General features: G+C 71.5%; 8 protein-coding genes, 1 tRNA gene and 1 pseudogene. 6 read left to right on the forward strand and 4 right to left on the reverse strand.

Annotated elements, in window-relative coordinates:
* Positions 1 to 522 precede the first annotated feature (522 nt).
* Together ACFYZ8_RS35710 and ACFYZ8_RS35715 are read right to left on the reverse strand one after the other, a co-directional pair.
* Positions 523 to 607 (reverse strand) — tRNA-Ser (locus ACFYZ8_RS35710).
* Between the two features lie 57 nt (positions 608 to 664).
* The gene (locus tag ACFYZ8_RS35715; protein WP_388540663.1) at positions 665 to 2191 is read right to left on the reverse strand and encodes a S1C family serine protease; all 1527 of its coding nucleotides are present in this window, start codon (positions 2189 to 2191) and stop codon (positions 665 to 667) included.
* 268 nt (positions 2192 to 2459) lie between these two features.
* Here ACFYZ8_RS35715 and ACFYZ8_RS35720 point away from each other — a divergent pair, with 268 nt between their 5' ends.
* From ACFYZ8_RS35720 to ACFYZ8_RS35730, 3 genes are all read left to right on the forward strand, one after another.
* On the forward strand, positions 2460 to 3287 hold the full coding sequence (locus tag ACFYZ8_RS35720; RefSeq protein ID WP_359033941.1) for a glycerophosphodiester phosphodiesterase: 828 nt from the start codon (positions 2460 to 2462) through the stop codon (positions 3285 to 3287).
* Between the two features lie 58 nt (positions 3288 to 3345).
* Positions 3346 to 3981: an ATP-binding protein gene (locus ACFYZ8_RS35725; RefSeq protein ID WP_359033939.1), complete on the forward strand. Its 636-nt coding sequence runs from the start codon at positions 3346 to 3348 to the stop codon at positions 3979 to 3981.
* A 137-nt stretch (positions 3982 to 4118) separates the two neighbouring features.
* Positions 4119 to 5084 (forward strand): DUF5926 family protein, encoded by a 966-nt coding sequence (locus ACFYZ8_RS35730; RefSeq protein ID WP_359033937.1) that lies wholly within the window; start codon positions 4119 to 4121, stop codon positions 5082 to 5084.
* Positions 5085 to 5330: 246 nt separating this feature from the next.
* Here ACFYZ8_RS35730 and ACFYZ8_RS35735 read toward each other — a convergent pair whose 3' ends face one another.
* Positions 5331 to 5954 (reverse strand): hypothetical protein, encoded by a 624-nt coding sequence (locus ACFYZ8_RS35735; RefSeq protein ID WP_359033935.1) that lies wholly within the window; start codon positions 5952 to 5954, stop codon positions 5331 to 5333.
* Between the two features lie 56 nt (positions 5955 to 6010).
* On the reverse strand, positions 6011 to 6676 hold the full coding sequence (locus tag ACFYZ8_RS35740) for a bifunctional DNA primase/polymerase (protein ID WP_359033933.1): 666 nt from the start codon (positions 6674 to 6676) through the stop codon (positions 6011 to 6013).
* 567 nt (positions 6677 to 7243) lie between these two features.
* Here ACFYZ8_RS35740 and ACFYZ8_RS35745 point away from each other — a divergent pair.
* The 3 genes and pseudogenes from ACFYZ8_RS35745 to ACFYZ8_RS35755 form a co-directional block, all read left to right on the forward strand.
* Complete coding sequence (locus ACFYZ8_RS35745) at positions 7244 to 8638, forward strand: PP2C family protein-serine/threonine phosphatase (protein ID WP_359033931.1); 1395 nt, start codon at positions 7244 to 7246, stop codon at positions 8636 to 8638.
* Positions 8639 to 8721: 83 nt separating this feature from the next.
* Positions 8722 to 10188, forward strand: a complete 1467-nt coding sequence (locus ACFYZ8_RS35750) for an aminopeptidase P family protein (protein WP_359033929.1) — start codon at positions 8722 to 8724, stop codon at positions 10186 to 10188.
* 24 nt (positions 10189 to 10212) lie between these two features.
* A pseudogene (locus tag ACFYZ8_RS35755) lies at positions 10213 to 10878 on the forward strand (PLP-dependent aminotransferase family protein); the annotation flags it as partial.
* Positions 10879 to 11115: the final 237 nt, after the last annotated feature.

An 11115-nucleotide genomic window follows, 5' to 3' on the forward strand; every position in this document is an offset into this window, starting at 1 on the left:
GGCAAGTCGCACGACCAGCGAGGCCTGAAACACCGCGCGCGGAAGACCGTGCGAGCCGTACCGATACCTCCCGTGTCCGTGCGGCTGGTCCGCTCGCACATCGCACGGTTCGGGGCTGCCCCTGACGGCCGGCTGTTCCGGGCAGCGCGCGGCGGTCGGGTCACATCCACTGAGTACTGTGACGTCTGGGCTCAGGCGCGGAAAGCCGTTCTGACCCCGCACGAAGTCGAGACGGCACTTGCAGACGTGCCGTACTCCCTACGCCAGCCGGGGCCGGCCACAGCCTCACCGTGCTCTACCGCTTCTACGCCAAGATCCTCAAGGGCGGATCGGCCCGTGCTAACAGCCTCATCGAGCAGGGTCTACAGGCCGAGGATGAGCACTGATCCTGGCCCACATATGGCCCACACACACTGGTCAGAGGCGGTACACACCCGATTCGGGGTGAGACAGGGTGAGCAGAGAGGGCGTGCCTACGAATCGGGGGCACGCCCTCTGACCTGCTACTTCTCTGACCTGCCGCGGTGGGTGTGGGATTTGAACCCACGGTGACTCGCGCCACGACGGTTTTCAAGACCGTTCCCTTAGGCCGCTCGGGCAACCCACCCCGCGCCGTCGGTGATCGCGGCGCGGGGACCAGAGTAACGGGTCGGGCGGGTCGGGGTCAGCTGTCGCCGACGCGGGAGCCGAGGGTGAGGTCGACCGTGTGGGTCCGGCCGTCTCGCTCGTAGGTGACCTTGACCCTGTCGCCGGGCTTGTGGGTCCAGATCTCGCCGATCAGGGTGGGCCCGGAGTCGATGACGTGGTCGTCCAGCTTGGTGATGACGTCGCCGGGCTTGAGGCCGGCCTTGGCGGCGGGGCCGCCCGCCTCGATCGGTGCGGAGCCGCCCGCCGCGGCCTCGGTGGTGATCTTCGCGCCGTTCGAGGAGTCCTCCAGGGAGACGGACGCGCCGATCTTGGCGTAGACCGGCTTGCCGGTCTTGATGAGCTGCTGGGCGACGTACTTGGCCTGGTTGATCGGGATGGCGAAGCCGAGGCCGATCGAACCGGACTGGCTGGTGCCGCCGAGGCCGCCGCCGCTGGTGGACTGGATCGCGGAGTTGATGCCGATCACGTTGCCCTGCGCGTCGAGGAGGGGGCCGCCCGAGTTGCCGGGGTTGATCGACGCGTCCGTCTGCAGCGCGCTCATGTAGGAGGCGTTGCTGCCGCTGCCGTCGCTGGAGGCCACGGGGCGGTTCTTCGCGCTGATGATGCCCGTCGTGACGGTGTTCGACAGGCCGAAGGGGGCGCCGATCGCGATCGTGGAGTCACCGACCGCCACCTGGTCGGAGTTGCCCAGGGTGAGCGGCCTGAGGTCGCCCGGCGCGTTCTTCAGCTTGATGACCGCCACGTCGTAGCCCTGCGCGTGGCCGACCACCTCGGCGTCGTACTTCTTGCCGTTCGGGAAGGTCGCGGTCAGTTTGCCGCCGTCGACCGCGTCGGCGACCACGTGGTTGTTGGTGACGATGTGGCCCTGGGTGTCGAAGACGAAGCCGGTTCCGGTGCCGCCCTCGCCGTTGGTGGACTCGGCCTCGATGGTGACTGTGCTGGGCAGGGCCTTCTGGGCCACGCCCGCGACGGTGCCCGCGTCCCGCTTGACGCTGCCGCCGCTGTCGGAGGCGGACAGGGTCGTCGAGGAGCCGTTGTCGTTGTTCTTGGCCAGGGTGTAACCGAGACCACCGCCGAGGCCGCCGGCGACCAGCGCGGCCACCAGGATCGCGGCGACAAGACCACCGCGGCCGTTCTTCGGCTTCGGAGCGGGCTGCTGGTAACCCGATCCCCAGGCGCCGCCCGCCCCGCCCGCGCCGCCGTCGGCGTACAGCGGGGTGCCCGGTGCCTGCGGCGGGGGCCAGGCGCCCTCGGGGCCGGAGGCGCCGGGGTACTGCGGGGCGCCGCCCGCGCCGTGCTGAGCACCGCCGCCCGCTCCCTGCTGAGCACCGTCGGCACCGCCCTGCGCCGAGGCGTACGCCGGAGCCGGTCCCGCGTGTACGAGTTCCGGCCCCTGTGCGCCGCCGGGGGCGTGCGGCGGGACGGGAGTGGTGGGGGCGCCCGCGTCGGAGGCATGGGGTGCCGAAGCCGCGGGAGCGTCCACCGGCACGGGGGGTGCGGACGGGGCGGGGGGTACCGCGGTGCCCTCGTTCTCGGTGCTCACAGCTTCTCTCCTCGGTCCACGGCTGTCGATTGTCGGTCGCACTCGGTCACGCTCGGCCGTGCCGCTCTCGTGTCCGGCGTGCGTCAGCTGTGCATGTCCTTTTGTATGCCGTCAGCTTTTCCCACAGGCCGTCAGGGCACCATAAGCGGTGCCTGTGGGTCCGTGGCTGCTCTTTATATAGGCCATGTAAGACAAATAAGGCGCAAACCGTACGCCTCTGGATACCTCCGTTCGCACGCGTACCCCCGAGCGGTGGCACCATGACGCGGTGACCCACGCACGGCAGCAGCTGACTCAAGTCGTCGCCCACCGCGGAGCCTCGGAAGACGCTCCCGAACACACTCTCGCCGCGTACCGGAAGGCGATCGAGGACGGTGCGGACGCCCTCGAATGCGATGTGCGCCTCACCGCCGACGGCCATCTCGTGTGCGTCCACGACCGACGGGTCAACCGTACGTCCAACGGCCGCGGAGCGGTCTCGGCCCTGGAGCTCGCCGATCTCGCCGCCCTGGACTTCGGCTCGCGCAGAACGCGGGAGTTCTGGCGCACCCGCGACGAGGAACCGGACTGGGTGTACCGGCCCGAGGACCGGGAGGACACCTCCGTGCTCACCCTGGAACGGCTGCTCGAACTCGTCGCAGACGCGGGGCGGCGGGTGGAGATGGCGATCGAGACCAAGCATCCGACGCGCTGGGCGGGCCAGGTCGAGGAGCGGCTGCTGGCGCTGCTGAAGCGGTTCGGCCTGGACGCCCCCGCCTCCGCCGCCGAGTCGCCGATCAGGGTCATGAGCTTCTCGGCACGGTCACTGCATCGCGTGCGTGCCGCCTCGCCGACCCTGCCGACGGTCTATCTGCTGCAGTTCGTCTCGCCCCGGCTGCGGGACGGCCGGCTGCCCGCGGGGGTGGGGATCGCCGGGCCCTCGATCCGGATCGTGCGCAACCACCCCGGTTACATCGAGCGACTGAAGCGGGCGGGCCACCAGGTGCACGTGTGGACCGTGAACGAGCCCGAGGACGTGGACCTCTGCGTGGAGCTGGGCGTCGACGCCATCATCACCAACCGCCCGCGCGCGGTGCTCGACCGACTGGGCCGCTGACGTCGTCCGCGTCACAGGGTGTGCCCCGGCGCGTTCGGTGCGTGTTCGACGTCGGCGAATGCGTCGGCGGAACGTGACGGGCCGGTTTCCGGTACAGGCCAATGGGGCATCCACACCGTGGCGTGGGGCGAAGGAGGTCTCGGGGGTGGCGTTGGTGGTGGCACAGGAGGTGCCCACGTCGTCGAGCATGGCCGTACCCCATGGCCCTGCGGGCGTGGGGGAAGCGAGACACCGTATGCGCGTGCAGCTGCGCAGGGGCGGCGTGGCGGAATCGGTCATCGACGACGCCGTACTGATTCTTTCCGAACTCTTGAGCAACGCGTGCAAACACGGCCGCCCGCTGGGCGACGCCCTGGCCGGGGACGGTGACGTCCGCGCCGCCTGGCGGGTGGACGCGGGCGGCAGGCTCACGGTCGAGGTGACGGACGGCGGCGGGCCCACCCGCCCGGCTCCGGCCACGCCCTCGGTCACCGCGCACGGCGGCCGCGGGCTGAACATCATCACCGCGCTGGCCGACGACTGGGGTGTCAGGGACGACGCCCGGGGCGAGGTCACGGTCTGGGTGGTCGTCCATGCGGACGTTCACGATCCGGACGCCGGCCGCCGCCGCGACGACTTCGCCACACGGGTCGTGGCCCCGTCGGTCGCGATACCCGACCTGGACTACTCGGACGCGTTCGACGATCTCGGCTGAGGCGGCCCCGGCCGGGCGTCCGCGCAGGACACTCCGCGCAGGACACCCGGTGGTTGTCCACAGGCTCCCGTCGGCCACGCCGCAAGCGGCTAGGCTCGCGCCCGTACGAGATGAGCCGTAACCGGGAGACAGCCACGATGGCCAAGAAGCGACCCCAGACGAAGGCCAAGCGCCCGCAGATCACGGACGGGGAGGTTCCGGTCGTCGGCGCCCGCGAACCCTGCCCGTGCGGCAGCGGCCGCCGCTACAAGGCCTGCCACGGCCGGGCCGCAGCGCAGGCCGCGACCGAGCTGGTGCACCGCCCGTTCGAGGGCCTGGCCGGCGAGGGCGACTGGGTGGCCCTGCGCGAGCTGGTCCCCGCGGCCACGGTCGGGCTGACCCTCAAGAGCGGCCTCCCCGAGGGCGTCCCGTCGGTCACGCTGGCCACGGTGCTGCCGATGGCCTGGCCCGCCCTGCGCCGCGACGACGGCTCGGTGCTGCTGGGCCTGCAGAACGACACGGCGTCGGGCGACATCAGCCGCGACCTCGCCGACACCCTCCAGCGCGCGCTCACGGCGGCTCCGGGCACCCCGGTCGAGGGCCGGCGGGCTCCCGCCGACGGTCCGCGACTGCAGGATCTGCTGGACCCCGAAGGCGCGTTCGAGCCAGTTGTGCACGAGGGCTTCGAGTTCTGGGTCCCCGACGCGGAGAACGCCACGCCCGAGGTGACCGCCTCCCTGGAGCGCGCCAACGCCGCGGCGATCCCGACCGTCCGGCTGACCGGAGTCGACGCCGCCTACTGGTGCGAGACCCCGGACAAAAACCACCTGCGCTGGGTCATGCCGCACCCGGAGGAGCAACTTCTGGACGCGCTCGCGCGACTGCATGCGGCCGGGAGGTCGAGCCTCGGCGAGGGCACCCGGCTCGTCGGTTCCTTCCGTGCCCACGGCCTCACCGTGCCGGTCTGGGACCTGCCGAGCGGGGTCACCGCGGAGGACGTCGAGAAGCCGGCCGCCGAGTTCGCCGAGCGCCTCGCGGGTGCTCTGGCCACGGACGCACCGCTGACCGCCGACGAGCGCCGCGCCCGCGGCGGCCTCACCAACCGCCAGGTCACGCTGAGTTGACGAAACCCGTGCGGCTGACCGACCGGTCAGCCGCACCAGGTCCTTCACGGAACCACCGACGCCGTCCACAACTCCCCCCGGAAGAAGGAGAGTCGGTGTCCGAATAAGCCAGGGAGCGGCACGGTGGAATTTGCGAACGGCCGATCTCTTGTTACGGTTCCAATAGCCCGGTTGCTGGTGCATCCCCCGTCGCCAGCAACCGGGTCTTTCTGTGTCCGGGCAGCCTTTACGGAACGCCGCCGCGCGTCAACTGCCCGCGGTTTCACCGGAGTTGCTGCCGACCCGCAGCAGCAGCGGTTCAGTGCCCCGCCGGGCGAACTCCGCGACCGCCGTGTAGCCGGCCGGTGCCCCCTGCGTACGCTCCCTGGGCGTCTCGCAGCTGTCCGGCTCGTCCCCGGCGCCGACCGGGCACCGCAGCTGCACCGTGCGTCCGCCGGGTTCCATGAAGCTGAGGACGGCGTCCAGCGCCGCGCCGGTCGCGTTGCGGTAGTAGGTGCGCGCCCAGGTCTGCTCGCCCTGCGTGAGCACACAGGTCTGCGCCTCGATGCCGTCGGGGGACGTCAGTTCGGGACCGCAGCGCGCGGCGGTGGCCAGGCCCAGGCCGAGCAGCAGCGGGGAGCGGCCCGCGCCGGCGAGGGGCGCCTTGTAGTCATCGGCCGGGGACCGCCGTACCGCGGAAGGGTCTGCGGACGACCGGGCGGCGGGAGGCTCGGCGGACGGTTGTACGGCGGAGGGCACCGCGGACGGACGTACGAGATCGCGTACGGCCGTGCGGCCCCCGTCGCCCACCTGTCCCGCGGAGGCCACGGCCAGCGGCAGCGCGACCGCGCACACCACGGCACCGGACAGGGCGAGCAGACGAAGGTTCATGAAGCGGACGATAACGACCGGACGCGGGCACCCGGTTCCGCCCGCGCCCGACACCCCTAGAACTCGGGTGCGCTCACACCCGTACGAGTGAGGGCCTCGACCACGGCGTCCACCACGGCCTCGACGTCGGGGACCCACGGGGAGGCGGAGCCGGGAAGCGGAGCCCGCTCCCAGGTGATGTCGCCGTGGCCGGTCTCGGACGGGGGCAGGGCGAGGTAGCCGCCCTCGCCGTGGAAGCGGAGGGAGCCGGGGACGTGGTCCTGGGCGTACAGCAGTTCGCCCAGCTGTTCCATGGAGTACGGCTTGACGAGGATCGCCCAGCGGGTCGGCGCGGCGACCACCGGGCCCAGGCGCATGCCCTCGCGGTCGAGCGCGGCCAGGGCGCGGGCGGCCGGCAGGGCCGGCAGGCTGACCGCGCAGGGGGCGCTGCCGCCGGTGGCCAGGACGATCGGCGCGGCCGGGCGGTTGGTCCACCACCAGCGCACCATGCGCTCGTCGGTGGTGGCCGCGAGCAGGCCCGGGTCGAAGGGGTGGGCGCCGGGGACCGTGCATTCCGGGTCGGGGCAGCCGCAGCGGGCCCGGCCCTCCGGGTCCGGTGCCACGCCCGGGAGTACGGGCCACTGCCATTCCGTCGCGAAGGTCAGGGCCGCGCCGAGCAATTCAGGCCTTCCGTCGCTGTGCTGGGACAGGAGCCTGCGTCGCCTTCCGAGGATCTCGCGCATGAGCGCTCGTTCCTTTCCGTTGCACCGCTGGCAACACCGTGGACCACATCACACCATGTGTCGATCACTTCACTGTGCGTACCTGTTGGCGCATCACACCCTTGTCCGAGACAAGGGGAACCCCATACTGCGTCTATCAAAAGCGCGGGCGTGGCGGGGGGTGGCGAAGTCTGGCGTTTTGCCGTCCCGCTATTTCTCTCCGCCTCCGCCACGGGAGGATGGGGCTCGATCGTCGGTGGCTAAGACGCCCGGGTCGGTCACCAGGTTCCGGGTGGCTGTGCACCACCCCTGGTCCTTACCGAGTACGTACCCATCACGACCGCTGTGACGCTCTGTGGAGCAAGGCCAGTCGACCTCAATACACCTTAACCCGAGGCAGTTTTTAGCCAACTTCGCCCACCGACCCACTCCCCACCGGTTACCCACGGACACCAGGAATCCCGGCAGGACAATGCTGGACATCCCCTCACGAGTGCGTGTACATGTGGAGACACTGCTAGCGCGCAGAATGACATGGGGGTTTGCGATGCTTTTGAGCAATACGCACCGGTCGGAAAGCCGGACGCCATGAACGCCCCTCACCCTCCGAAAGTGGCTGGAATCGATTCAACGGTTCCCGCACCCGCACACACTGTCGCGCCCGCGCCTGCCGCCCCGGGCCCCCCTTCGGTCCCCGCGCCGAACGCGCCCGGAGCCCTGCTCCAGGACCGGCTCGCCGGCTGGGTCTCCGACCTGACGACCCTGCACGAACTCACCGAACGCCTCGCCCGCACGGACGCCCTCCCCGACGCCCTCCAGGAACTCCTGCGCGCCGGAGCCGCCCTGGTGGGAGCCCGGCGCGGACTGGTCGTCCTCGAACCGGACGACGGACTCGGCCCCGACACCACCATCGGCCTCGGACTCGCCCGCGCCGACCTCGGGCACATCGAGACCGTGCCGCGCAGCGCCATGTCGTACGGCCGCATTCTCGACGGCCTGCCGGGCGGTGACGGCGAGATCGCCGAGCCCGACCTGCTCGCCGAGGACGGTCTCGACCCGCGCCACCGCGAGGTGGCCGCCCGCCTCGGCTACGCGGCCTGCTACGCGCTCCCCCTGTCCACCGACGACGCCGGCCGCCTCGGTGCCGCCGTGTGGCTCTACGACGAGCCCGCCGAACCCTCCGAGCGCCGGCGCCACCTCGTCGGCCTGTACGTCCGCTACGCCACCGAGCACCTGGCCCGGCTCCTCGAGGTCGAGCGCACGCGCGCGTGCATGGCGACGATGGCGGAGGAGCTGCTGCCGTCCCGGCTCCCCCGCGTCGCCGGGGTCCGGCTCGCCGCCCGGCACCGCACCGGCCCGCGCGGCGGCGGCGACTGGTACGACGCACTGCCGCTGCCGGACGCGGCCCTCGGGCTCGCGGTCGGTTCGGTGACCGGCAGCGGCGCGAGCGCGATCGCCGCGATGGGCCGCCTCAGAGCCTCGCTGCGGGCGTATGCCGTGATGGAGGGCGAGGACCCGGTCGCGGTCCTGTCCGATCTGGAGCTGCTGCTCCGGCTGACCGAACCGGCCCGTTCCGCCACCGCCCTGTTCGCCTTCTGCGAGCCCGCGCTGCGCAAGATCACGCTGGCCGGCGCCGGGCACTGCCCGCCGCTGCTGATCGGCGAGCGGCGCACCGAGTTCGTGGAGACGTCCGTGTCCGCGCCGCTCGGCATGCTCGCCTGCTGGGAGGCGCCGAGCGTGGAGCTGAGCGCCGAGCCGGGAGAGACGGTTCTGCTGTACACCGACGGGCTGCTGCACCGCACCGGCGACCCCACCGACCGCGCCTTCGCGCGCCTGCACGCGGCGGCGGCCGGGGTGCCGAGGGCGTTGCGCGGCGACCCCGACGCCGTCGCCGACCATGTGCTGCGGACGGTGCTGCCGGACGGGCTGGACGCGACGGACTCGGAGGAGGACGTCGTGTTGCTCGCCGCGCATTTCGAGTAGCGGGGTGTAACAGGCCCAAGGCCCCTGGGCCCCCTTCCGTACGACCGTACGATGGAGGGGGTCCAGTGCCGTTTCGTAGGAGGATGACCGTGGCCGAAGAGCTCACCCCGGCGACCCCGGAAGATGAGTCCGAAGAGCCGATCAAGAAGCGGAAGAACGGCCTCTACCCGGGCGTCTCCGAGGAGCTGGCAGAGAGCATGAAGTCCGGTTGGGCCGACACCGAGCTGCACGATCTGGAGCCGATCGCCCAGGCCGCCGAGACCGCGGCCCGCCGTGCCGCGCTGTCCGCGCGGTTCCCGGGTGAGCGCCTGGTGATCCCCGCGGGCAATCTGAAGACCCGCTCCAACGACACCGACTACCCCTTCCGGGCCTCCGTCGAGTACGCGTACCTCACCGGCAACCAGACCGAGGACGGCGTGCTCGTGCTGGAGCCCGTCTCCGGCGGCCACACCGCCACGCTGTACCTGCTGCCGCGTTCCGACCGCGAGAACGGCGAGTTCTGGCTGTCGGGGCAGGGTGAGCTGTGGGTCGGGCGGCGGCACTCGCTGACCGAGTCGGAGAAGCTGTACGGCGTCCCCGTCTCCGACGTGCGCGAGCTCGCCGACGCGCTGCGCGAGGCCACCGGTCCGGTCCGGGTCGTACGGGGCTACGACGCCGGCATCGAGGCCGCGCTGACCGACAAGGTCACCGCCGAGCGGGACGAGGAGCTGCGGGTCTTCCTGTCCGAGGCGCGGCTCGTCAAGGACGAGTTCGAGATCGGGGAGCTCCAGAAGGCCGTCGACTCGACGGTGCGGGGCTTCGAGGACGTGGTCAAGGTCCTCGACAAGGCCGAGGCCACCTCCGAGCGCTACATCGAGGGCACGTTCTTCCTCCGCGCGCGCGTCGAGGGCAACGACGTCGGCTACGGCACGATCGCCGCGGCCGGGCCGCACGCGTGCACGCTGCACTGGGTGCGCAACGACGGACCGGTGCGCTCCGGTGACCTCCTGCTCCTCGACGCGGGCGTCGAGACGCACACGTACTACACCGCCGACGTCACGCGCACGCTGCCGGTCAACGGCCGCTTCAACGAGATCCAGAAGAAGATCTACGACGCCGTGTACGACGCCCAGGAGGCCGGGATCGCGGCCGTGAAGCCGGGCGCGAAGTACCGGGACTTCCATGACGCGGCCCAGCGGGTGCTGGCCGAGCGGATCGTGGAGTGGGGTCTTGTCGAGGGGCCGGTGGAGCGGGTCCTCGAGCTGGGGCTCCAGCGGCGGTGGACGCTGCACGGGACCGGGCACATGCTGGGCATGGACGTCCACGACTGCGCTGCCGCGCGTGTGGAGTCGTATGTGGACGGAGTTCTCGAGGCGGGGATGGTGCTGACCGTCGAGCCCGGGCTCTACTTCCAGGCCGACGATCTGACCGTGCCCGAGGAGTACCGGGGGATCGGGGTGCGGATCGAGGACGACATCCTGGTGACGGAGGAGGGGAACCGGAATCTGTCGTCCGGGTTGCCGCGGCGGTCCGATGAGGTCGAGGCGTGGATGGCGGGTCTGAAGGGTTGAGTTTCGCGCCCCTGGGTGGGTTCAGTGGACCTGCATGTAAAGCCGGCCCCTGACGAAGGGCGTCGTGCGGGGCTTGAGCGGGCCCTGCGCGATGCCGTTCGGGAGGGGCGGCTTGCTCCTGGGGCGCGGTTGCCCGCCACCCGGCGGCTCGCCGAGGAGCTGGGTGTGTCCCGGGGGACCGTGAAGGCGGCCTACGACCAGTTGATCGCCGAGGGGTACCTGACCGCCCGGCAGGGATCGGGGACGGTCGTCGCTCCCCTGCCCGCGGCCGAAGCCGAACCGTCGCGGAGCGGTACACGCACGCGTGCGCCGCTTTTCGATCTGCGACCCGGCAGTCCGGACATCGGAGCCTTCCCCGTCGCTGCCTGGCTCAAGGCCCTGCGGCGGGCCGTCGCCACCGCGCCGGTCTCCGCGTACGACTACGGCGATCCCCTGGGACGTATGGAACTGCGGACCGCGCTGGCCGAGTATCTCGGGCGGGCCCGTGGCGTCGTCGCGCCGCCCGAGCGGATCGTCGTCACCTCCGGGGCCGTGCAGGGACTCGCGCTGCTCACACGGGTTCTGGAGGGCCCGACCGTCGCCATGGAGGACCCCGGGCTGCCCTTCCACCGGGAGGTCGTACGGCGGGCCGGCGGGCGGGTGGTGCCGGTGCGGGTCGACGCACTGGGGGCCGAGTGGGAACTGCTGGGTTTTGACTGAGTACGAGTGTGTTCTGGCGTGTGTGGGTGAGCACGGAGGGTGCCGGCGGAGGTCTGGGGCGTTGCCCCGGGAGGGGAATCAGGGTTCGCTTGTCGAATGTGTGACCTCTCTGCGTTGAGCTCGTTGGTTGTGGTGAGCGGGTTGTCGAGGGGCCGTATGGGGGTGCGGGGTGGGCGGGTTGCGGGAGGTTGTGGCGTCGTTCGTCGTTCCCGGTCCCTCGGGGGTGGC

The organism is Streptomyces sp. NPDC001668, assembly GCF_042893155.1.
In the GTDB taxonomy this organism is placed as follows: Bacteria; Actinomycetota; Actinomycetes; order Streptomycetales; family Streptomycetaceae; genus Streptomyces.